26 protein-coding genes are annotated in these 20,957 nt (G+C 52.0%); 21 read left to right on the top strand and 5 right to left on the bottom strand.

Features of this window, described 5'->3' with window-relative positions:
• The 8 genes from HF894_RS04490 to HF894_RS04525 form a co-directional block, all read left to right on the top strand.
• Window positions 1–201, top strand: a 201-nt coding sequence (locus HF894_RS04490) for a hypothetical protein (protein ID WP_204971266.1), incomplete at its 5' end; no start/stop codon positions are given.
• 105 nt (window positions 202–306) lie between these two features.
• Window positions 307–1,410: a DUF5700 domain-containing putative Zn-dependent protease gene (locus HF894_RS04495; RefSeq protein ID WP_204971267.1), complete on the top strand. Its 1,104-nt coding sequence runs from the start codon at window positions 307–309 to the stop codon at window positions 1,408–1,410.
• Window positions 1,411–1,478: 68 nt separating this feature from the next.
• The gene (gene obgE / locus HF894_RS04500) at window positions 1,479–2,660 is read left to right on the top strand and encodes a GTPase ObgE (protein ID WP_072544472.1); all 1,182 of its coding nucleotides are present in this window, start codon (window positions 1,479–1,481) and stop codon (window positions 2,658–2,660) included.
• A complete protein-coding gene (gene pgeF, locus HF894_RS04505) occupies window positions 2,657–3,469 on the top strand; it encodes a peptidoglycan editing factor PgeF (RefSeq protein WP_204971268.1) in 813 nt (270 codons plus the stop codon). The genes obgE and pgeF overlap by 4 nt, the downstream gene beginning before the upstream one ends.
• A gap of 13 nt (window positions 3,470–3,482) precedes the next feature.
• Window positions 3,483–4,151, top strand: a complete 669-nt coding sequence (locus tag HF894_RS04510; protein WP_204971363.1) for a B3/B4 domain-containing protein — start codon at window positions 3,483–3,485, stop codon at window positions 4,149–4,151.
• Window positions 4,148–4,780, top strand: coding sequence for a M23 family metallopeptidase (locus HF894_RS04515; RefSeq protein WP_204971269.1), 633 nt, complete (start codon window positions 4,148–4,150; stop codon window positions 4,778–4,780). Before HF894_RS04510 ends, HF894_RS04515 begins: the two co-directional genes overlap by 4 nt.
• A gap of 63 nt (window positions 4,781–4,843) precedes the next feature.
• Entirely contained in the window at window positions 4,844–5,851 is a 1,008-nt protein-coding gene (locus HF894_RS04520; protein WP_075318766.1) for a PhoH family protein, read from the top strand.
• Between the two features lie 5 nt (window positions 5,852–5,856).
• Entirely contained in the window at window positions 5,857–6,804 is a 948-nt protein-coding gene (locus HF894_RS04525) for a phosphoribosylaminoimidazolesuccinocarboxamide synthase (protein ID WP_204971270.1), read from the top strand.
• A 115-nt stretch (window positions 6,805–6,919) separates the two neighbouring features.
• Here the strand turns inward: HF894_RS04525 and HF894_RS04530 are convergent, their stop codons facing one another.
• The 3 genes from HF894_RS04530 to HF894_RS04540 are packed head-to-tail and all read right to left on the bottom strand — an operon-like array spanning window position 6,920 to window position 8,417.
• A complete protein-coding gene (locus HF894_RS04530) occupies window positions 6,920–7,858 on the bottom strand; it encodes a HipA domain-containing protein (protein ID WP_204971271.1) in 939 nt (312 codons plus the stop codon).
• Window positions 7,855–8,193 carry a HipA N-terminal domain-containing protein gene (locus HF894_RS04535; protein WP_021848628.1) on the bottom strand — a complete coding sequence of 113 codons (339 nt, stop codon included), beginning with the start codon at window positions 8,191–8,193 and terminating at the stop codon, window positions 7,855–7,857. Before HF894_RS04535 ends, HF894_RS04530 begins: the two co-directional genes overlap by 4 nt.
• The gene (locus HF894_RS04540; RefSeq protein WP_075318763.1) at window positions 8,190–8,417 is read right to left on the bottom strand and encodes a helix-turn-helix transcriptional regulator; all 228 of its coding nucleotides are present in this window, start codon (window positions 8,415–8,417) and stop codon (window positions 8,190–8,192) included. Before HF894_RS04540 ends, HF894_RS04535 begins: the two co-directional genes overlap by 4 nt.
• A gap of 238 nt (window positions 8,418–8,655) precedes the next feature.
• Between HF894_RS04540 and ubiE the strand changes: the two genes are divergently transcribed.
• The 11 genes from ubiE to pyrF all read left to right on the top strand — a co-directional run bounded on the left by ubiE (window position 8,656) and on the right by pyrF (window position 17,084).
• Window positions 8,656–9,393, top strand: coding sequence for a bifunctional demethylmenaquinone methyltransferase/2-methoxy-6-polyprenyl-1,4-benzoquinol methylase UbiE (gene ubiE / locus HF894_RS04545; RefSeq protein WP_204971272.1), 738 nt, complete (start codon window positions 8,656–8,658; stop codon window positions 9,391–9,393).
• Window positions 9,394–9,408: 15 nt separating this feature from the next.
• Complete coding sequence (locus tag HF894_RS04550) at window positions 9,409–10,155, top strand: shikimate dehydrogenase family protein (RefSeq protein WP_021848625.1); 747 nt, start codon at window positions 9,409–9,411, stop codon at window positions 10,153–10,155.
• Window positions 10,156–10,166: 11 nt separating this feature from the next.
• Window positions 10,167–11,135 carry an alpha/beta hydrolase gene (locus HF894_RS04555; RefSeq protein ID WP_075318762.1) on the top strand — a complete coding sequence of 323 codons (969 nt, stop codon included), beginning with the start codon at window positions 10,167–10,169 and terminating at the stop codon, window positions 11,133–11,135.
• Window positions 11,136–11,155: 20 nt separating this feature from the next.
• Entirely contained in the window at window positions 11,156–12,058 is a 903-nt protein-coding gene (locus HF894_RS04560; RefSeq protein WP_021848623.1) for a TPM domain-containing protein, read from the top strand.
• Between the two features lie 52 nt (window positions 12,059–12,110).
• A complete protein-coding gene (locus HF894_RS04565) occupies window positions 12,111–12,695 on the top strand; it encodes a LemA family protein (RefSeq protein WP_204971273.1) in 585 nt (194 codons plus the stop codon).
• 233 nt (window positions 12,696–12,928) lie between these two features.
• Window positions 12,929–14,098 carry an AIR synthase-related protein gene (locus HF894_RS04570; protein ID WP_204971274.1) on the top strand — a complete coding sequence of 390 codons (1,170 nt, stop codon included), beginning with the start codon at window positions 12,929–12,931 and terminating at the stop codon, window positions 14,096–14,098.
• A gap of 144 nt (window positions 14,099–14,242) precedes the next feature.
• On the top strand, window positions 14,243–14,500 hold the full coding sequence (locus tag HF894_RS04575) for a hypothetical protein (RefSeq protein WP_204968747.1): 258 nt from the start codon (window positions 14,243–14,245) through the stop codon (window positions 14,498–14,500).
• 27 nt (window positions 14,501–14,527) lie between these two features.
• Window positions 14,528–14,806 (top strand): hypothetical protein, encoded by a 279-nt coding sequence (locus HF894_RS04580; protein WP_204968748.1) that lies wholly within the window; start codon window positions 14,528–14,530, stop codon window positions 14,804–14,806.
• 20 nt (window positions 14,807–14,826) lie between these two features.
• Complete coding sequence (locus HF894_RS04585; protein WP_204968749.1) at window positions 14,827–15,105, top strand: hypothetical protein; 279 nt, start codon at window positions 14,827–14,829, stop codon at window positions 15,103–15,105.
• Window positions 15,106–15,126: 21 nt separating this feature from the next.
• Window positions 15,127–16,239, top strand: a complete 1,113-nt coding sequence (gene prfA, locus HF894_RS04590; protein WP_204968750.1) for a peptide chain release factor 1 — start codon at window positions 15,127–15,129, stop codon at window positions 16,237–16,239.
• Between the two features lie 20 nt (window positions 16,240–16,259).
• On the top strand, window positions 16,260–17,084 hold the full coding sequence (pyrF, locus tag HF894_RS04595; RefSeq protein ID WP_204968751.1) for an orotidine-5'-phosphate decarboxylase: 825 nt from the start codon (window positions 16,260–16,262) through the stop codon (window positions 17,082–17,084).
• Between the two features lie 93 nt (window positions 17,085–17,177).
• Here pyrF and HF894_RS04600 read toward each other — a convergent pair whose 3' ends face one another.
• Entirely contained in the window at window positions 17,178–18,260 is a 1,083-nt protein-coding gene (locus HF894_RS04600) for an alpha/beta hydrolase (protein WP_204971275.1), read from the bottom strand.
• 27 nt (window positions 18,261–18,287) lie between these two features.
• Window positions 18,288–18,809, bottom strand: a complete 522-nt coding sequence (locus HF894_RS04605) for a cyclophilin-like fold protein (protein WP_204971276.1) — start codon at window positions 18,807–18,809, stop codon at window positions 18,288–18,290.
• 191 nt (window positions 18,810–19,000) lie between these two features.
• On the opposite strand from HF894_RS04605, the gene HF894_RS04610 reads away from it, so the two are divergent.
• Both HF894_RS04610 and HF894_RS04615 read left to right on the top strand, forming a co-directional pair.
• Complete coding sequence (locus tag HF894_RS04610; protein WP_021848611.1) at window positions 19,001–19,480, top strand: DUF6078 family protein; 480 nt, start codon at window positions 19,001–19,003, stop codon at window positions 19,478–19,480.
• Between the two features lie 203 nt (window positions 19,481–19,683).
• A complete protein-coding gene (locus HF894_RS04615; protein WP_204971277.1) occupies window positions 19,684–20,913 on the top strand; it encodes an HD domain-containing protein in 1,230 nt (409 codons plus the stop codon).
• Window positions 20,914–20,957: the final 44 nt, after the last annotated feature.

Genomic DNA, 20,957 nt, shown 5'->3' on the forward strand with positions numbered 1-20,957 from the left:
CAAAATATCGAGATTATCTTCAGAATATCGCTGCTTGAAAAAGTTAACAACGCTCTTATCGTTGATAAAGAAAAGAGGGTGAATCGCGTATTACGACACACCCTCTTTCCTGCACCGGGCTTTTCCTCTCCCACCATCTCGGGCGTGCTGCAACTCCGGCAAGTCTGCCTATCTGTAGCCGACAACATCTCTACATCATAAATCTACAGACTTGCATCACGGAAGAATTTTATTTACCTTTGTCATAGTTTCAGCAATAGAACTTTTTTTACTGAACTTATGTCTTACTTAATTACTCATTTACACATGAAACATTGTATCATCACATTCTGCCTTCTAGCATCCTTCATTTGGGACATCCAAGCACAGACCTCTCCAAGATACTCCATCGAATCGGCCGTCCGCTTCATCGAACTGGCACGGGCAGCCGAACAGGGGAAGCAACCTTCCGAAGCCGATTGGGAAGCTTTGTTTGCGACAAAAGGCTATCAGTCATTCTTCAGTATCCGTACCGATTGGGAAGAATGGCAACAGAATATCCGCAAGGCATTCACGATAGTCTTCGACCCTGCCTGCCGGGCCATAGCCGATAGCATCGCCCTGCAGCCGATGGCAACGGACGCTCCTTTTGAAAATTACTTTATCGTAAACTTCTATCAAATCCGCCAGCGGATGGATTCGCTGGAACATTTCTTGCACCATTCTAATTTTGAGCAACTCATGGAACAGGCATACAGCCGAGTGAAACAGTTCCTGCCGGCTGATGCGAAAGATTTGCCCCTGGCCGACCTGCCGATGTTCTATCTGGCTTTCGACCCGGAGTCGCGCGCCATGGGCGGAGCCGTATTCTTCGACATCAACCAGGTGTATGAGGACGGCAAGGAAGGGTTCATCAACACAGCTGCCCACGAACTGCACCATCACTACATGGATGCGCTCTGGGACTTGCGCTATCCGAAGGACTCGGACGACCCGGCACTGACGGCTCTCGTATACAACCAAATGGAAGGCACGACCGACCTCATCAGCAAACCTGAAATGCCCGTCACCAAACTGGGACTATACGGGCCGGAGATTGTCAAGATGTACAACGACGACTATGCCGCAACCCCCGAAGTACTGAAACAACTTGACAACCTGACGTGCGACTATGCAGCCGGAAAAATTACAGCCGAGCAATTTGAAGAGGCCGCCGGCTGCGCCCACTTTGGAGGACATACCACCGGCGACTACATGGTATTTCTCATCCGTGACCAATTGGGGCTTCAGACCGCCATCGACTGTTTTTGCGACATACCGGCCTTCGTCCGCCGCTACAACGAAGCAGCCGCCAAAGCCGACACTTATGTCTTTTCCGATGCATTTGTGCAATATATAGACAAGGTGTGCCAAGAAATGAAAGGCGAATAGCTTCCTATATCCTAATGTATGCGAAATTATTCGTATCTTTGCCAACGCATCTATAATATTATAGCATTATGGCAGAATCGAACTTTGTAGACTATGTAAAGATATACTGCCGCTCGGGCAAGGGCGGCCGAGGTTCCACACACATGCGCCGCGCCAAATACGTGCCCAACGGAGGGCCTGACGGTGGCGACGGCGGACGCGGGGGGCACGTCATCCTGCGCGGCAACCGCAACTACTGGACCCTGCTCCACCTGCGCTACGACCGCCACATCATGGCCGGTCACGGCGAAAGCGGCTCCAAGAACCGCAGCTTCGGCAAGGACGGCGAGGACAAGGTCATCGAGGTGCCCTGCGGCACGGTGGTCTACAACGCCGAGACGGGCGAGTACATCTGCGACGTCACCGAACACGGACAGGAAGTGATCCTGCTGAAGGGAGGACGCGGCGGACTGGGCAACTGGCACTTCAAGACGGCTACCCGTCAGGCTCCGCGCTTCGCACAACCCGGCGAACCGATGCAGGAGATGACCGTCATCATGGAGCTGAAGCTGCTGGCCGACGTCGGACTGGTGGGCTTCCCCAACGCCGGCAAGTCAACTCTGCTCTCGGCCGTATCATCAGCCAAGCCGAAGATAGCCAACTACCCCTTCACCACGATGGAGCCCAACCTGGGCATCGTGTCCTACCGTGAAGGCAAGTCGTTCGTCATGGCCGACATCCCCGGCATCATCGAAGGAGCCAGTGAAGGCCGCGGACTGGGTCTGCGCTTCCTGCGCCACATCGAACGCAACTCGCTGCTGCTCTTCATGGTACCCGCCGACAGCGACGACATCACCAAGGAATACAACATCCTGCTGAACGAGTTGAAGAACTTCAACCCCGAAATGCTGGACAAGCAGCGCGTACTGGCCATCACCAAGTGCGACATGCTGGACCAGGAGCTGATGGACGAGATAGAGCCGACCCTGCCCCAGGACGTGCCCCACGTGTTCATCTCCGCCATCTCGGGCCTCGGCATCAACGTGCTGAAGGATATCCTGTGGGAGGAACTGAACAAGGAGAGCAACAAGATTGAGGGCAAGATAGAAAGCATCGCCCACCGCCCCAAGGACATGAGCCACCTGAAGGAGGAGCTGGCCGACGAAGGCGAAGACGAGGACCTCAGCATCGAGTATGTGGACGAGGACGACATCGAAGACCTCGAAGACTTCGAATACGAAGAAGAGGACTGGGAGGACGACAAGCAATGAGCCGCCTCAGCCCCGACAAACGAATGTTGGAGTATGCATTAAACGATGCATGCTCCGACATTTTTGCTTTCAGCACCACCCGCCACGGCGGCGTCAGCACAGGCACCTATGCCTCGCTGAACTGCACACCCTACACAGGTGACTCGGCCGAGAACGTCCGCCGCAACCAGGAACAGCTTCTGGAAGCCCTGCCGCAACGCCCGCAGGAACTCATCATCCCCTGGCAGACGCACGGCACGGCATCCCTCGTCATCGACACCGACTATCTGCAGGCCGACCCGCAAACACGCCACGAACGCCTGCAAGGCATCGACGCCCTCATCACCTGCGAACCGAGCGTCTGCCTCTGCATCTCGACGGCCGACTGCATTCCTATTCTATTGTATGACCAAAGGCACCGCGCCGTCGCCGCCGTCCATGCCGGCTGGCGGGGAACAGTGAACCGCATCGCCCTGCACACGTTGGAAAGGATGCGGGAACTCTACGGTACAGAGGGCAAGGACGTGCAGGCCGTCATCGGCCCCGGTATCTCGCTTGCCGCCTTCGAAGTGGGCGAAGAAGTGTACGAAGCCTTCCGCACCGCCAACTTCCCCATGCCCTACATCGCCGAATGGCACAACGATACCCACAAGCATCACATAGACCTGTGGGCCGCCAACCAGCTGCAACTGCTGGGCTTCGGCCTGCCCGACACGCAGATAGAGACCGCCGGCATCTGTACCTACACCCGCCACGAAGACTTCTTCTCTGCCCGCAGGCTGGGAATCAAGTCGGGCAGGATGCTGTCGGGAATCATGATTAACCCCTAACAACCCTATGATTATGTATAATCTCACCGTATCCGAAGAACTGAAATCGCGCTGCCCCGAATACTGCGGAGCAGCCGTCTATGCCGAAGTGACCAATACGCCTCATAGCGAAGGACTTTGGCAGGAAATAAACGCCTTCACCGAAGAACTGCGTGCCGCCGACACCACCGAAGGCATCAAGCACCAGCCCGCCATTGCCGCCACCCGCGAAGCCTACAAACGCTGCGGCAAGGACCCCAGCCGTTACCGTCCTTCTGCCGAGGCTTTGCGCCGGCGTCTGCTCCGCGGATTGGAGCTGTATCAGATTGATACACTGGTGGACCTCATCAACCTCGTCTCCCTGCGTACAGGCTACAGCATCGGCGGTTTCGATGCCGACAAGATACAGGGCACCGACCTCTGCCTGGGTATCGGCCGGGCCGAAGAACCGTTCGAGGGCATCGGCCGCGGTGTGCTCAACATCGAAGGCTTGCCCGTCTTCCGCGACGCCGTGGGCGGTATCGGTACCCCTACTAGCGACAACGAACGTACCAAGATGGACGTCGGTACCCGCCACATTCTGGCCATCATCAATGGCTACGACGGCGACACCACCCGTCTGCAACAGACTGCCGAAATGACACAGGAACTTTTAAGGAAATATGCCTCATCCGACGGAGGAAACATTCATTACTTCGAATGAAAACAGTGTTATTCCTCCTCATCTGTCTTCTGCTCCCTCTACAGATACAGGGCCAGCAGAAGACAGGCACCTTCTCCAACATGGAGGTGAACCACATCCGTGTGGCTACTCCGGGACTGTTCGACAAGAGTAAAACCATCCTGCTGCACCTCGACAGCCTGGGGCAAAAGGACTATTGCTTCCCCCTGCCCGGCGGCAAAGTTATCTCGCCCTACGGACGGGGTGACGGGCGGCATACAGGTATCGACATCAAGACGCGGGCCAACGACACCATCCGCAGTGCCTTCGCCGGTGTGGTACGCATGTCGAAACCCTACAGTGCCTACGGCAATGTCATTGTGGTACGCCATCCCTCCGGCCTGGAGACCGTCTACAGCCACAACTCCAAAAACCTGGTGCAAAGCGGCGACACGGTAAAGGCCGGGCAAGCCATCGCTCTGACAGGACGCACAGGACGAGCCACTACCGAGCACCTGCACTTCGAAACACGCATCAACGGCCAACACTTCAACCCCAACATCCTCTTCAACATGAAGGAAGAAAGCCTGCGGCACGAGTGCATCCGCTGCACCAAGAATGCAAACGGTATCGTCGTCAAGCCGGTGTTGAAAAATAACGGTACGAAGTGACACGGTTTTCCAAACGTTTCATTACCTTTGCAAGGCATTTCAATGAACAATTAAAACATATCAATGATAGAAAAACTGATTGTCCTCGAAGATATCGACCCGGTCATCTTTTACGGTGTAAACAACGCCAACATGCAGCTGATCAAGGCTCTTTACCCCAAATTGCGCATTGTGGCGCGCGGCAACGTCATCAAGGTGCTAGGCGATGAAGAAGAAATGTGTGCCTTCGAAGAAAACATCATCAAGCTGGAGAAGCACTGTGCTGAATACAATTCGCTGAAGGAAGAAGCCATTATCGACATCATCAAAGGCAATGCTCCGCAAGCGGAAAAGAGCGGCAACGTCATCGTGTTCAGTGTGACGGGCAAGCCCATCATCCCCCGAAGCGAAAACCAGCAGAAGCTGGTGGATGCCTTCCACAAGAACGACATGGTGTTTGCCATCGGCCCGGCCGGATCGGGCAAGACCTACACCGCCATCGCCCTGGCCGTGCGTGCCCTGAAGAACAAGGAAATCAAGAAAATCATCCTCAGCCGCCCCGCCGTGGAGGCAGGCGAGAAGCTCGGCTTCCTGCCCGGCGACATGAAAGACAAGATAGACCCATACCTGCAACCGCTCTACGACGCCTTGCAGGACATGATACCCGCCGCCAAGCTGAAGGAATACATGGAGCTGAACATCATCCAGATAGCTCCGCTGGCCTTCATGCGCGGACGTACACTGAACGATGCTGTCGTCATCCTCGACGAAGCTCAGAACACTACGACTGCCCAAATCAAGATGTTCCTCACCCGCATGGGCATGAACACCAAGATGATTGTGACGGGCGACATGACGCAGATCGACCTCCCCTCCTCGCAGACTTCCGGCCTCGTACAGGCCCTGAAAATACTGAAAGGTGTGAAGGGAATCAGCTTCATTGAGCTGAACAAGAAAGACATCGTCCGTCACAAACTGGTAACACAGATTGTGGAGGCATACGAAAAGTTTGAGAAAGAACAGAAAGCCGAACGCGAACGCCAGAAAGAAGAGAAGAAAAGCCAAACGACTAACACTAATCAAAATACATAACAGTTATGAAACAAGCGTTAACTAAAACTGATTTCAACTTTCCAGGACAGAAGAGTGTCTATCACGGAAAAGTACGTGACGTGTACAACATCAACGGCGAAAAGCTCGTCATGGTAGCAACCGACCGTATCTCGGCCTTCGACGTCATCCTGCCGAAAGGTATCCCCTTCAAGGGCCAGATGCTGAACCAGATTGCCGCCAAGTTCCTCGATGCCACGACCGACATCTGCCCCAACTGGAAGCTGGCTACACCCGACCCGATGGTAACCGTCGGCGTAATGTGCGAAGGTTTCCCTGTAGAAATGATTGTTCGCGGTTACCTCTGCGGCTCGGCCTGGCGTGTTTACAAGAGCGGTGTGCGTGAAATCTGCGGCGTACGCCTGCCCGAAGGAATGAAGGAGAACCAGAAGTTCCCCGAACCCATCATCACTCCGACGACCAAAGCCGAAATCGGTGAACACGACGCCGACATCTCCAAGGAGGAAATCCTGGCCAAGGGTCTGGCTACTCCCGAAGAATATGCCCTGCTGGAGAAATATACACTGGCCCTCTTCAAGCGCGGTACAGAAATTGCTGCCGAGCGTGGCCTCATCCTGGTAGATACGAAATATGAATTCGGCAAGCACAACGGCCAGATCTATCTGATGGACGAAATCCATACACCCGACTCCAGCCGCTACTTCTACAGCGAAGGCTACGAAGAGCGTTTCGAGAAAGGTGAACCCCAGAAGCAGCTCTCCAAAGAATTCGTACGCGAATGGTTGATGGACAACGGTTTCCAGGGTAAGGAAGGCCAGCAGGTTCCCGAGATGACCGACGAAATTGTGACCTCTATCAGCGAACGTTACATCGAACTGTATGAGCACATCACCGGCGAGAAATTTGTTCGCGAAGCAGCTGAAGACATTGCTGCACGTATCGAAAAGAATGTAACAGAATACCTAAACAAGTAATACAAGAGCACACTTGCTCCTAACATACACTTAACGCGGATTACGCGGAATAGCACGAATGTCACTATCCCTATTCCATGTAATCTGCGTCTGTTTTACCCAACCAGCAAGACTGTCAACGCAACATCACCACACGACGCAAGATAAGCTTTTTGTATTGTCTCTTCATATCATCAGGCAAGAAAGACTGGTCTATCAGTCCAAACCACTTAGGTAGGGCTCGACTGAATCGGCGAGCCAGATTTTCAATCACTTTTTCTTCTACTCCCGAAGCAGTAATAGCCTTGTAGAAATCCATCTTACGCAAACGATTCTTCTTCCCGTTAAGAGTAAGAGCGAGCTCCTCCGTATCTTCGGGAATCACCAGTGCAGTAGACAACATGTCATAAGCCGGAGTAAGCGTATATCCATTTATCAGATTGTAAAGCGAAAAGTTTTTAAGGTGCATGTCAGCATTACCTGTTATCCAACAAAAGACTACCACTTCCCAGAAATTAATAACATCGAGCTGTGGTGTAAAAGAGTAACGACGAATAAGCTTGGCTATCTGCTCGTAAGAGCCCTTATACTTATACTCTGTAAGCCGTTCGGACAGTTGGCACATGTCTTCCATAGCCACCTTATGACCATCGGGCAGACGGTCGATACGGCGGGTAATGTAACACAATTCACCATCGCTGAAACGTATCAAACTATGAGGTACTACATTGATTTTGGCAGCTTCGGCCAAGTGCATGGTAACATCTTCCAATTCAGGCAAAGCACGATAAGACTGCGTCTGCGGCTTCAAAATAAAACGTCCCCACAATCCTACTATGGTAAAGCGATCAGGTTCATTACGCCCACCTCTGTTAATATCAAGAGAAAGTTTAGCTTGCACCCCAGTAAGGGTAGTTTGGCTGCGTACTACTTCACGAGCTAAATCACCCAGTTGACTGCGCACGTAAGGCAACTCAGGAGCCATACGGACACCAAAAAACTTGCGAGCACAAGCCGGATGAAAATCTTTCATTCCCTCACTTAATTCTTTATAACAATACAGGCATCGACTCATGACTTTTCCTCCTCTGTTTCATTATCTGGTATCACACTGACAGCTCCAATACAATCTTTACAACAGGCTAGCAGAAGCGACATGCGGTCACGTTGATTAATCTTCCAACTCCGCTCGGCAATGTCCAGCAACCAGCCTTCGGGTATTAGTCCATCAAAGAATGGAAAAAGCACCGTATCATGATAAGGCTTCTCCGTCAATGGTAGTGTAAGGCTAACAGCTGCTGCATCAGACAAAGCCAAATAACTAGCGTCATACGTGAAAGTAAAACCGTTTTCATCTTCTATCAACCTGCCAGCTAACCGGTCGTACAGATATACCTTAGCCCGTTTCATAACCTATCCTCCCTTGTTTTTACATCAACCTCCACAGGCCCTACCTGACGGCCAAACAAACTGAGCACTTGATTCACTTTATCCATCCGCAAGGTCTGTTTACCCTGCTCCAAATCGCGAACAAAACGTAACCCTACACCCGACTTATCTGCCAGGTCCACTTGCGTCAAACCAAACTGACGACGCATTTCCTTTACAAAATCTGCAATTACTGTATAAGTCATATCTATACCCTTTCGGGTACAAATATAATAAAATTCTTCACTGATTATACCTGTATGGGTATAATTAACCAAAAGCTACACAGATTTATACCCAAACGGGTATAAGTAAGCTTCTATATCCAAATATTCTTATAGCTTCTTCAAATAAAGAAGATAACGAATATACTGGAAAATATGCCACAAGTTACACACTGAACTACTTATTTTCTTAACTTTGCGCAAGAATATACCTATTTTTATGGATTATCCTCAGGAACATATTAAGCCATACGGCGAAGAAGGTACAAAAGCTGTACAGGTGGAACGCATGTTCAATCATATCGCTCCAACGTATGACCAACTGAACCACACCCTCTCAATGGGTATCGACCGTAGTTGGCGTAGAAAAGCGATCCATACACTCCGTCCCTATCACCCCCAACAAATACTGGACATAGCTACCGGTACGGGCGATTTTGCCATCCTGGCCTGCCGTGAGCTACAACCACAGTCTCTTATTGGTGCTGACATTTCGGAAGGCATGATGGAAGTAGGCCGTGAAAAGGTACAGCAGGCAGGTCTCGCGGATAAGGTATCTTTCGCCCGCGAAGATTGCACAGCGTTGTCTTTTGCAGATGCCACGTTCGATGCAGTAACAGTAGCTTTCGGTGTCCGCAATTTTGAGCATCTGGATATTGCACTTGGAGAAATGTGTCGTGTACTTCGCCCTAACGGACATTTGGTTATCCTTGAGTTATCTACACCCGACCGCTTTCCCATGAAGCAACTATTTACTCTTTACTCTAAAGTAGTAATGCCGCTTATTGGCAAACTGATATCCAAGGACAACAGTGCCTACACTTATCTACCCGAAAGCATTCGCGCTTTTCCGCAAGGCGAAGTGATGCAGCAGGCTATACGCAACGCCGGTTTCAGCCAGGTACGTTTCCGGCGATTAACATTCGGTATCTGTACCCTTTATGTAGCAACCAAATAAATCTACCTTTTAATTATGGACAAATACGGTTTAATCGGTTATCCGCTGAAGCATTCATTCTCCATCGGATACTTCAACGAAAAATTTCAGTCTGAGAATATTGATGCTGAATATGTAAACTTCGAAATACCACGTATCGAAGACTTCATGGAAGTCATCGAAGAAAATCCCAATCTCCGCGGCCTCAACGTCACCATTCCCTATAAAGAACAAGTCATCCCTTACCTAGATGAACTAGACAAGGATACTGCTAAAATAGGTGCCGTAAACGTCATTAAAATAATCCCTCAAGCTAAAGGAAAAGTAAAACTAGTAGGTTACAATTCTGACATCATTGGTTTTACGCGTTCCATTGAGCCCTTATTATTGCCTCATCATACTAAAGCCCTTATTTTAGGAACAGGAGGAGCTTCCAAAGCAGTTTTTCATGGATTAGCCAATTTGGGTATCCAATCTACTTTCGTATCACGTACTAAAAAAAGGAATGATATATTAACCTACGGAGAACTGACGCCTGAAATTATGCAGGAACATACCGTCATCGTGAATACGACTCCGCTAGGCATGTATCCTAAAGTAGATTTTTGTCCAGACATCCCCTACAACCAACTGACATCGAAACATTTGCTTTACGACCTATTATACAATCCCAGTGAAACTCTTTTTATGAAAAAAGGCATAGAGCAGGGGGCCACCGTAAAAAACGGATTGGAAATGCTACTACTCCAGGCTTTTGTATCATGGGAAATATGGAATAAATAGCTGAATAAAGAATGAGAAAAGCCATCAAATACAGCCTGATAGCTGTCATAGCCATAGCGGCCCTACTATTATGTGCCGGATACTACATGCTAGGATATGCCCTGAAACCTGAAGAGCTGGTTAGCCGCAGTCGTAACATTGAAAGTTCGCTTGAATATATGCGGCAAACTTATCCCGAAGTGGGACATTGGATCGACAGCCTACAAGCAGCTGAAGCTTTACACGACCTCTATATTGAAAATGATGAAGGCACTCCTTTACATGCCCTTTATGTACCAGCAGCCGATTCAACCAATCATACGGCAGTCATTGTACACGGATATACAGACAATTCCATCCGAATGATGATGATAGGTTATCTGTACAACCGTCAATTGGGATACAACATTTTACTACCTGATCTCTATGGGCACGGACTAAGTGGAGGTACTGAAGTACAAATGGGTTGGAAAGACCGACTCGACGTACTCCGTTGGACAGAAGAAGCCAATCATCTTTTTGGAGGAAACACAGAGATGGTAGTACATGGCATTTCAATGGGAGCAGCCACAACAATGTGTGTATCAGGCGAAGTACAACAGGGAATATACCAACAACCTTTTATCAAATGTTTTGTAGAAGACTGTGGCTATACCAGTGCTTGGGATGAATTTAAAGGCGAACTAAAAAATCAGTTTGGTCTACCTGCCTTTCCACTACTCTATGTAGCCAGTACATTATGCCACATAGAATACGGCTGGAGTTTCCAAGAAGCATCTCCATTGGAGCAAGTAAAGAAATGCACTCTCCCCATGCTCTTCATTCATGGCGATGCCGATACTTTCGTACCCACATGGATGGTACATCCACTGTACGAAGCCAAACCAGCTCCAAAAGAACTTTGGATTGTGCCTGGAGCCGAACATGCCGTAGCTTATAAAGAAAATACTGAGGCTTATACCCGCAAAGTCCGCGATTTTGTTGGGACATATATTCACTAAAAGAACGAATACATATCTTCATGAAGAAAATTATACTTTCTATCTTATTCTGTCAGCTTCTTTGTTTGACGACATGGGCACAAGTTGTTTATACTCCAGAGAATCTACCGAAAGTACACCTAGTAGACAAAACTCGCTATGTATGTGACCCCGAGAACATACTCAATGTGGCAGCTCGCGACAGCATTGACCGCATGCTTTATGCTCTGGAACAACAGACCGGTATTCAGACTGTAGTGGCCGTAGTTCCCACCATTGGCGAAGCAGACTGCTTCGACTTCTGCCATCAGCTGCTTAATTCATGGGGAGTAGGACAGAAAGGTAAGGACAACGGACTCGTAATCCTGCTCGTTACCGACCAACGATGCATCCAGTTCTATACTGGTTATGGGTTGGAAGGCCCCCTGCCCGATGCCATTTGCAAACGCATCCAGACACGCCATATGATACCTTATTTGAAGGAAAACCGATGGAGTGAAGGCATGGTGGCCGGCATCCGTGCTACCTGTGCACGCCTGGACGGTTCGATGGAGAACGACCTGCCAGCCGACGGAGATGACGATGGTGCAGGTAGCGTCTTTCTGGTACTTTTCGGTATCGTAGCGGTAGGTGTTTTCCTCGCAGTCATAGCTATGCACGCAGCTTCCAAATGTCCCAAATGCGGCCAGCACAAATTGCAGCGCAGCTCCAGCCGCCTCATTGCACTTCGCAACGGTGTCAGAACGGAAGACGTAACCTACACCTGCCGTAACTGTGGCCATCAGGTGATACGCCGCCAGCAATCTTACGATGACAATTATCGCGGACGGAGAGGAGGAGGCGGAGGTCCTTTCATCTTCGGAAGCGGAGGTGGCGGAGGATTCAGTGGAGGTAGCTTCGGCGGAGGAATGGGAGGAGGCGGAGGTGCCGGTTCCCGATTCTGACCTTCCCAAGAATTTGCTATTATTTTATTAATCTATCAAATTACTGAACAATATGAAAAAAGTAACGATTATCATCATTGTAGCCGTAGTGGCCATCATCGCCATCTGGACCGTCAGCGGCTACAACAGCCTCGTCGGCATGGACGAGAACGTCAGCAACCAATGGGCCAACGTGGAGACGCAGTACCAACGCCGTGCCGACCTCATCCCCAACCTGGTGAACACCGTCAAGGGGTATGCCGCTCACGAAAAGGAAACGTTGGAAGGCGTCATCGCCGCCCGTAGCCAGGCCACCCAAATCAAAGTGGACCCCACGGACCTGACGCCCGAGAAGCTGGCCGAATATCAGAAGGCACAGGGCCAGCTGGCCACCGCCCTGGGCAAACTGCTTGCCATCACCGAAAACTACCCCGACCTGAAGGCCAACCAGAACTTTCTGGAGTTACAAGCCCAGCTCGAAGGCACGGAAAACCGCATCAATGTAGCCCGCAAGAACTTCAACGACGCGGCCAAGACCTACAACACCACCATCCGACGCTTTCCCAAGAACATCCTTGCTGGTATGTTCGGCTTCGACAAGCGCGCCTACTTCGAGGCAACTGAAGGTGCTGAGCAAGCTCCACAAGTGCAATTCTAAAATTACCTATGACACAAGTCTGTGTTTTATCATTTAGAAACGGCTGTTTTCCCATAAAGAAACGGCCGTTTTCTTTATGAGAAAACAATCCTTTCTACTAAAAGCAACACCCTTAATTTCTATATGGAAAAAAACAACAAGCAGAATATCTGGAAAATGCCTGCCGCATAGTAGGCTATCTGCCGAATAATTGTTACTTTTGCATATTCAATTGAACAAAAATACATTATCTCATGAGTAATCAACGATACATGATGCGCGGCGTAAGCGCATCGAAAGAGGATGTTCACAACGCCATCAAGAACATCGACAAGGGCATTTTCCCGCAGGCCTTCTGCAAGATTATCCCCGACATACTGGGCGGCGACCCGGAGTATTGCAACATCATGCACGCCGACGGTGCAGGCACCAAGTCCTCGCTGGCCTACCTGTACTGGCGGGAGACGGGCGACCTCTCGGTGTGGAAAGGCATCGCGCAGGACGCGCTCATCATGAACATCGACGACCTGCTCTGCGTAGGAGCGGTGGACAACATCCTCGTTTCCTCCACCATCGGACGCAACAAGCTGCTGGTGCCGGGCGAAGTCATCTCCGCCATCATCAACGGCACGGACGAACTGCTGGCCGAGCTGCGTGAAATGGGCGTGGGCGTCTATGCCACGGGCGGCGAGACGGCCGACGTGGGCGACCTGGTGCGCACCATCATCGTAGACTCTACCGTGACCTGCCGCATGAAGCGCAGCGACGTCATCAACAACGCCAACATCCGTCCGGGCGACGTCATCGTGGGCCTCGCCAGCTACGGACAGGCTACTTACGAGAAGGAATACAACGGTGGCATGGGCAGCAACGGCCTGACCTCGGCCCGCCACGATGTCTTTGCCAAGTACCTGGCAGAGAAATATCCGGAGAGCTACGACAAGGCCGTGCCCGACGAACTGGTGTACAGCGGCCAGCTGAAGCTGACCGACAAGGTAGAAGGCAGTCCGCTGGATGCAGGCAAGCTCGTCCTCTCGCCCACCCGTACCTATGCGCCGGTTGTCAAGAAACTGCTCGACGCCCTGCGCCCCCAGATTCACGGTATGGTACACTGCTCGGGCGGCGCACAGACCAAGGTGCTGCACTTCGTGGGCGACAACTGCCGCGTCATCAAGGACAACCTCTTCCCCGTACCTCCCCTGTTCCGCACCATCAAGGAGCAGAGCGACACGGACTGGGCGGAGATGTACAAGGTATTCAACATGGGACACCGTCTGGAAGTCTACCTCTCGCCCGAGCATGCCGAGGAAGTCATCACCATCTCGAAGTCGTTCAACATCGACGCACAGGTCATCGGCCGTATCGAGGAAAGCGACAAGAAGGAGTTGATTATCCGCTCGGAGTTCGGTGAGTTCAGGTATTAATAAAAGATATTGAGCGCTATGGGCTATGTAGTCATTGGTCTGATTGTGGTGTGTGTATTGGCTTGGGGGCAATATTACCGGAGCAATACCCGCCGCAAGAAGAAATAAAGACACGGTAAAAGAGATAAATAACACTCCAAGGTCATGAAGAAAACTCTTGGAAAGCTCATTCTGTATGTCATACTGTGGATTGTAGCAGGTGCCGCACTGAGCGTTGTAGCTACACGCATCGGTTCAGACTATCTGCACAGCCTGGCTGTCATAGGTCCGCCCATGGTGGTAGGTTACCTGTCCAGTCTCGAAGGCGGAGAGGAGAAGGGCTGCCGGTTGCGATGGTGGCGGTTAGCGCTACTGATAGGCATAGTCACCACTGCGTTTTGGCTGCTTGAGAAATTAGTGTAACAAGAACAACTCTTCAAGATAAGAATTATGGAACGAGAACATCAAGGTTGCCTGATAGGCATTGGCATGGTAGCCGTCTGTGGAGCTATCCTTTTTGTGGCTTACAAGTGGGATATTCCATTCCTGAAGTGCGTCTGTTACCTGTTGCCGGCTCTCATCGGATCCTACATAGGCAGCCAGTATTTCAGCAACGAGAAGCAGCGGGTGAAGAACCGCTTCTCGCGCCGGACATGGAGTTGGCTTGTTGTCGGCTTTTTCCTGCTGGCTGCATTGCTGGCGTGGCTGTTTGAGGGAAGATTGTGGTAAAACAATAAATAGACAAAGATATGAAACACTTGTTCAAAGTCATTCTCGTGGCCATTGTCATCCTTACCTTCTGCTTCGGACTTTACGTCCTCAGCGACCAGTGGGATGCGCCTGTTCTCCGATTCCTGAACTACACCATCATCGGTGCAGCCACTGGAATCTACTCTGGTCCCCATCTTGCTCCCGAAGCCGATAAGGCGAAGTATCGCATGACTCCCAAGAAATGGGTATTGAACATCGTAGGCGTGGTCGTAGTTGCGGCACTGCTGGCGTGGCTGATTGAGGGGAGGTTGTGGTAATAATAGAATAAAACGAAATAAATGGCAGAAAACAACACCATACTGGAAAAGCTCGACGGCCTCGTGGCCCGCTTCGAGGAAGTGTCGACACTGATTACCGACCCGGCAGTCATTGCCGACCAGAAGCGGTACGTCAAGCTGACGAAGGAATATAAGGAACTGGGCGACCTGATGGACGCCCGCAAGGAATACATGCAGGTATTGAACGGTATCGACGAAGCCAAGGACATCATCGCCAACGAAACCGATGCCGAGATGCGCGACATGGCCCGCGAGGAACTTGATGCCTGCCAGACACGCTTGCCTGAACTGGAGGAGCACATCAAGCTGCTGCTCGTTCCGGCCGACCCGCAGGACAGCCGTAACGCCATCCTCGAGATACGTGGCGGTACGGGCGGAGACGAAGCGGCCATCTTTGCAGGCGACCTCTTCCGCATGTACTCCAAGTACTGCGACATCAAGGGCTGGAAGCTCGAAGTGTCCAGCGCCAACGAAGGAGCCGCAGGCGGCTTCAAGGAAATTATCTGCTCCGTTACGGGCGAGAACGTGTATGGCACACTGAAGTATGAGTCGGGCGTACACCGTGTACAGCGAGTGCCTGCCACGGAGACACAGGGCCGTGTACATACCTCGGCCGCCTCGGTAGCCGTACTGCCCGAAGCCGAAGAGTTCGACGTGGTGATCAACGAAGGCGAAATCAAGTGGGACACCTTCCGAAGCGGCGGTGCAGGCGGCCAGAACGTGAACAAGGTAGAGTCCGGCGTGCGTCTACGCTACAACTGGAAGAACCCCAACACAGGTGTCGTAGAGGAAATCCTCATTGAGTGTACCGAGACGCGCGACCAGCCCAAGAACAAGGAGCGTGCCCTCTCGCGTCTGCGCACCTTCATCTACGACAAGGAGCACCAGAAGTACATTGACGACATCGCCTCCAAGCGCAAGACAATGGTCTCCACAGGCGACCGCTCGGCCAAGATACGTACCTACAACTATCCGCAAGGACGCATCACCGACCACCGCATCAACTACACCATCTATAACCTGGCCGCCTTCATGGATGGCGACATACAGGACTGCATCGACCACCTCATCGTGGCCGAGAATGCAGAACGGTTAAAAGAAAGCGAATTGTAATACAGTTAAAAACAGAAGATATGAACAAGCAACAACTTTTTGAAAACATCAAGAAGAAGCAGTCGTTCCTCTGCGTGGGGCTCGACACGGACATCAAGAAGATTCCCGAACACCTGCTGAAGGAAGAAGACCCCATCTTTGCCTTCAACAAGGCCATCATCGACGCTACGCAGGACCTCTGCATCGCCTACAAGCCCAACCTGGCTTTCTACGAGAGCATGGGCGTAAAGGGATGGATTGCCTTCGAGAAAACAGTGAACTACATCAAGCAAAACTATCCTGACCAGTTCATCATTGCCGATGCCAAGCGTGGCGACATCGGTAACACATCGGCCATGTATGCCCGTACCTTCTTCGAGGAGCTGGACATTGACTCCGTAACCGTAGCTCCCTACATGGGCGAGGACAGCGTGACGCCGTTCCTCACGTACAAAGGCAAGTGGGTCATCCTGTTAGCACTGACCAGCAACAAGGGGTCGCACGACTTCCAGCTGACGATGGACGTAGACGGCGAACGCCTCTTCGAGAAAGTACTCCGCAAGAGCCAGCAGTGGGCTAACGACGAGAACATGATGTACGTAGTAGGTGCCACACAGGGACGCATGTTCGAAGACATCCGCAAGGTTGTGCCCAACCACTTCCTGCTCGTACCTGGCGTAGGCGCACAAGGCGGCTCGTTGGAAGAAGTCTGCAAGTATGGCATGACGAAAGAGTGCGGCCTTATCGTCAACTCCAGCCGTGGCATCATCTACGTGGACAAGACAGAAAACTTCGCCGCCGCCAGCCGCAAGGCCGCACAGGAAGTACAGGCGCAGATGGCTGAGCAACTGAAGGCTATTCTTTGATTCTGCGAAAAGCTCCATTATATAACAGGGGTGCCGTTCATACATAAGATTGAACGACACCCCTGTTTCATTGAATGAATATGCTTTATCATCTTACTTCAGATACTCTCTGAAGAAGCTCTCAATCTTGTCGAAAGGTATTACCTGCAGGTTGTCGTACAGGTCGGTGTGGTTGGCGCCGGGGATGATGAGCAGTTCCTTGTTATCGCCCGTCAGTTTCTGGAAGGCATCCCGACTGAAGTAGCACGAATGAGCTTTCTCTCCGTGAATCATCAGGACGGCGCTACGTATCTCGTTGCTATAGGTCAAAATAGGCATGTTGATGAACGACAGCGAAGAAGTCTTGTTCCATCCGTCGTTCGAGTTGAGCGAACGCTTGTGATAGCCGCGCGGCGTCTTGTAGTAGGCATAGTAGTCTTTCACGAACTGGGGTGCGTCGGCAGGCAGCGGATCCACCACACCGCCGGCACGTTCGTAGGAGCCGTTGCGGTAGTCGGCCGTGCGCTGGGCGTTGAGCTGGCGGCGAAGTTCGTAACGCTGGTCGGCGTCCATCGAGTCGAAGTAACCGTTGGCATTCACGCGGCTCATGTCGTACATGGTCGAAGTGACCGTCGCCTTGATGCGCGTGTCGATGGCGGCAGCGTTCAAGGCCATGCCTCCCCAACCACAGATGCCGAGGATGCCGATGCGTTCAGGATCTACATCATCGCGGGTTGACAGATAGTCTACTGCCGCGCAGAAGTCTTCCGTATTGATGTCGGGCGAAGCCACATAGCGAGGTTGGCCGCCACTCTCGCCCGTAAACGATGGATCGAAGGCAATGGTCAGGAAGCCACGCTCGGCCAACGTCTGCGCATAGAGGCCGGACGACTGCTCCTTGACAGCTCCGAACGGTCCGCTCACGGCAATGGCTGCCAGCTTGCCCGTCGCCTGCTTCGGCACGTAGAGGTCGGCCACAAGCGTAATGCCGTAACGGTTGTGGAAGGTCACTTTACTATGATTCACTTTGTCGCTCTGCGGGAACACCTTGTCCCACTCGCTGGTCAATTCCAATTTTTCCATATCATGTTGTTTTGAAGGGTTACACTTGTCCGTAACGTTTGCCGCACCAGCGGCGGTGAAGCCTGTCAGCAGAAGAGCTGCCAGCAGGCAGGAGAGATTTTTCTTTCTGTTCATGTCTTACACCTTATTATACATTCTACATCATTCGCCACTCAAAGCGAGGGTCACGGTGACGTCTCCGTCGCCCAAAGCGGCTTTCAGTTCACTTTCCGACACGTTGTCAATCTTGCCGAGACGGGTGAGCGAATAGCTGTTGCGCCCGTAGTAGATGACGAAATAACGGCCCTGATACAGAATCAGGTCACCCGGCACGGTCGAAATCTGTTCATCGTTGCGCGGCAGGGTAGTACCTATCGGGCCCACCTTCTCCATCCGTGCATAATCTTCCATCTCGATGGTGAGGTCTCCCTCGGCCAGCAGCGCCTTCAGCGCACGGGTCGAAGAGTTGTCTACCAGCGTGGCGGTGAATGTCTTTCCGCCTACTTTCAGTTTGATTGTACTTGTTTCCATATTCTCTTGATTTTCATTTTCCGATTCTCCTTCCTCCGGCTGGGCAGGCTGTTCGGGTACGGTGGGTTCGATATCCAATTCAGGGTCTGACGTGCAAGCCACCGCCATCCAAGGCAGCAACAGAAGGACAGGAATCAACAGATACATCTTCATGACGAAAAAGCATTAAAGTCTCTGATGCAAAGATACAGCGACAGAAGCCTCCGCCTTGTATACAGATTACGGAAGAAATAACGGGAATTACGGATAGATGTACAGATTTCTTCCCCACTCTCCCCGCCTCCCCCTTGTTTATCTCCTTGAAATCTCCTACCTTTGGGCGTAAACAAATAAGAAATCCGACCATGAATCACGAAAACAACGTTACCACCGCCTCAGGAAAGACGGACAACATGCCCAAAGACTATATCTACTGTCCTGCCGCCGACGGGGCCTGTCCCCGCGCTCCGCAATGCCTGCGCGCCATCGCCTATCGTCAGCTGACGGCAACAGAGGCTTCGGCCAAGCCTGGCCCCATCCGCATTGTGCACCCTGCCTGCGTCGCCCATGCACAGAAGGGATGCGATTACTACCGCGACAGCACGCCCGTGCGCTTCGCCCAAGGCATGACGAAGCTGTTCGACGAGATCCCCCACCGACTGGAGGCAGACATCAGACGGCGCATCATGGCCTGCTTCTCTTGCCGGAGCTATTACTTCCAAAGCCGGAAGGGCGAACGACTCATCACGCCCAAGGAGCAACAGGCCATAGCCAACGTCTTCCGCCAGGCAGGGCTGAAAGCCGAACCGGAGTTCGATAACTACGTCGAGGAAACTTATTGGTAATCAGCCACCAAGCAGTTTATTTCAGTTTACTAAAAATAAACTGCCAGTTTAACCGTAATAAACTGAGAGTTTAAAGCTATTAAACTGACAGTTTAAACGGAGTAAACTGACGGTTTAAAGGCTTTGAACCGAGAGTACACAGACGATAAACGGAGACCATCTGCCCATCGTCCCATCCAATCCTCACCCTAAAAACAGAAATCATGAGCTACGAACGCAAAATCATCAACGACCCCGTCTTCGGGTTCATCAACATACCGAAGGGACTGCTCTACGACCTCGTGTGCCATCCACTGCTACAACGCCTGACGCGCATCCGCCAGCTGGGCCTATCGTCCGTGGTCTATCCCGGCGCCCAACATACACGCTTCCAGCACTCGCTCGGCGCCTTCTACCTGATGACCGAGGCCATCCAGCACCTGACGGCCAAGGGCAACTTCATCTTCGACAGCGAGGCGGAAGCCGTCAAGGCCGCCATCCTGATGCACGACATCGGCCACGGGCCCTTCTCGCACGTGCTGGAAGACACCATCGTACGCGGCGTCTCCCACGAAGACATCTCCCTGCTGCTGATGGAGCGCATCAACCGCGAGATGAACGGGCAGCTGACGCTGGCCATCCAGATATTCAAGGATGAGTATCCCAAACGCTTCCTCCACCAGCTGGTCAGCGGCCAGCTCGACATGGACCGCCTGGACTACCTGCGGCGCGACAGCTTCTACACGGGCGTCACCGAGGGAAACATCGGCTCGGCGCGCATCATCAAGATGCTCGATGTCAAGGACGACCACCTCGTCGTCGAGGAAAAAGGCATCTACTCCATCGAGAACTTCCTCATGGCCCGCCGTCTGATGTATTGGCAGGTATATCTGCACAAGGCCTCCGTGGCCTACGAGCGGATGCTCATCGCCGCCCTGCTCCGTGCCAAGGAGCTGGCCGCCAAGGGCGAAGACCTCTTCGCCTCGCCCGCCCTGCGCTTCTTCCTCTACAACGACGTGGACCGTACGCGCTTCTACGACGACCCGGCCTGCCTGGAGAACTTCATCCGCCTGGACGACAACGACATCTGGACAGCTCTCAAGGTATGGAGCGACCATCCCGACAAGGTCCTGTCTACGCTAAGTACGGGCATGGTGGACCGCCGCCTGTTCAAGGTGGAAATCTCTACCGAACCCGCCACCGAGGAGCGCAAGCAGGAACTGACGGCACAGATAGCTGCCGCGCTGGACGTGACGCCTGCCGAAGCCGCCTGGTTCGTCTCCGTCCCCCGCATCGAAAAGAACATGTACAACCCTGCCGACGACAGCATCGACATTCTCTACAAGGACGGCACCACGAAGAACATCGCCGATGCATCGGACATGCTCAACATCCAGCTGCTCTCGAAGAAGGTAAAAAAATACTACCTTTGCTACCTGAGGCTGCATAGATAAGTATAAAATATTCACCCAAGGACAAGGAAATATAAAAAAAAAGT

The sequence above is a fragment of the Caecibacteroides pullorum genome (genome assembly GCF_019239235.1).
In the GTDB taxonomy this organism is placed as follows: Bacteria; Bacteroidota; Bacteroidia; order Bacteroidales; family Bacteroidaceae; genus Bacteroides; species Bacteroides pullorum.

Bases quoted from the DNA above. Each gene is read 5' to 3' on its own strand.
- HF894_RS04495 (WP_204971267.1), top strand. From the start codon at position 307: ATGAAACATTGTATCATCACATTCTGCCTTCTAGCATCCTTCATTTGG.
- obgE (WP_072544472.1), top strand. From the start codon at position 1,479: ATGGCAGAATCGAACTTTGTAGACTATGTAAAGATATACTGCCGCTCG.
- pgeF (WP_204971268.1), top strand. From the start codon at position 2,657: ATGAGCCGCCTCAGCCCCGACAAACGAATGTTGGAGTATGCATTAAAC.
- HF894_RS04510 (WP_204971363.1), top strand. From the start codon at position 3,483: ATGTATAATCTCACCGTATCCGAAGAACTGAAATCGCGCTGCCCCGAA.
- HF894_RS04515 (WP_204971269.1), top strand. From the start codon at position 4,148: ATGAAAACAGTGTTATTCCTCCTCATCTGTCTTCTGCTCCCTCTACAG.
- HF894_RS04520 (WP_075318766.1), top strand. From the start codon at position 4,844: ATGATAGAAAAACTGATTGTCCTCGAAGATATCGACCCGGTCATCTTT.
- HF894_RS04525 (WP_204971270.1), top strand. From the start codon at position 5,857: ATGAAACAAGCGTTAACTAAAACTGATTTCAACTTTCCAGGACAGAAG.
- HF894_RS04530 (WP_204971271.1), bottom strand. From the start codon at position 7,858: ATGAGTCGATGCCTGTATTGTTATAAAGAATTAAGTGAGGGAATGAAA.
- HF894_RS04535 (WP_021848628.1), bottom strand. From the start codon at position 8,193: ATGAAACGGGCTAAGGTATATCTGTACGACCGGTTAGCTGGCAGGTTG.
- HF894_RS04540 (WP_075318763.1), bottom strand. From the start codon at position 8,417: ATGACTTATACAGTAATTGCAGATTTTGTAAAGGAAATGCGTCGTCAG.
- ubiE (WP_204971272.1), top strand. From the start codon at position 8,656: ATGGATTATCCTCAGGAACATATTAAGCCATACGGCGAAGAAGGTACA.
- HF894_RS04550 (WP_021848625.1), top strand. From the start codon at position 9,409: ATGGACAAATACGGTTTAATCGGTTATCCGCTGAAGCATTCATTCTCC.
- HF894_RS04555 (WP_075318762.1), top strand. From the start codon at position 10,167: ATGAGAAAAGCCATCAAATACAGCCTGATAGCTGTCATAGCCATAGCG.
- HF894_RS04560 (WP_021848623.1), top strand. From the start codon at position 11,156: ATGAAGAAAATTATACTTTCTATCTTATTCTGTCAGCTTCTTTGTTTG.
- HF894_RS04565 (WP_204971273.1), top strand. From the start codon at position 12,111: ATGAAAAAAGTAACGATTATCATCATTGTAGCCGTAGTGGCCATCATC.
- HF894_RS04570 (WP_204971274.1), top strand. From the start codon at position 12,929: ATGAGTAATCAACGATACATGATGCGCGGCGTAAGCGCATCGAAAGAG.
- HF894_RS04575 (WP_204968747.1), top strand. From the start codon at position 14,243: ATGAAGAAAACTCTTGGAAAGCTCATTCTGTATGTCATACTGTGGATT.
- HF894_RS04580 (WP_204968748.1), top strand. From the start codon at position 14,528: ATGGAACGAGAACATCAAGGTTGCCTGATAGGCATTGGCATGGTAGCC.
- HF894_RS04585 (WP_204968749.1), top strand. From the start codon at position 14,827: ATGAAACACTTGTTCAAAGTCATTCTCGTGGCCATTGTCATCCTTACC.
- prfA (WP_204968750.1), top strand. From the start codon at position 15,127: ATGGCAGAAAACAACACCATACTGGAAAAGCTCGACGGCCTCGTGGCC.
- pyrF (WP_204968751.1), top strand. From the start codon at position 16,260: ATGAACAAGCAACAACTTTTTGAAAACATCAAGAAGAAGCAGTCGTTC.
- HF894_RS04600 (WP_204971275.1), bottom strand. From the start codon at position 18,260: ATGAACAGAAAGAAAAATCTCTCCTGCCTGCTGGCAGCTCTTCTGCTG.
- HF894_RS04605 (WP_204971276.1), bottom strand. From the start codon at position 18,809: ATGAAGATGTATCTGTTGATTCCTGTCCTTCTGTTGCTGCCTTGGATG.
- HF894_RS04610 (WP_021848611.1), top strand. From the start codon at position 19,001: ATGAATCACGAAAACAACGTTACCACCGCCTCAGGAAAGACGGACAAC.
- HF894_RS04615 (WP_204971277.1), top strand. From the start codon at position 19,684: ATGAGCTACGAACGCAAAATCATCAACGACCCCGTCTTCGGGTTCATC.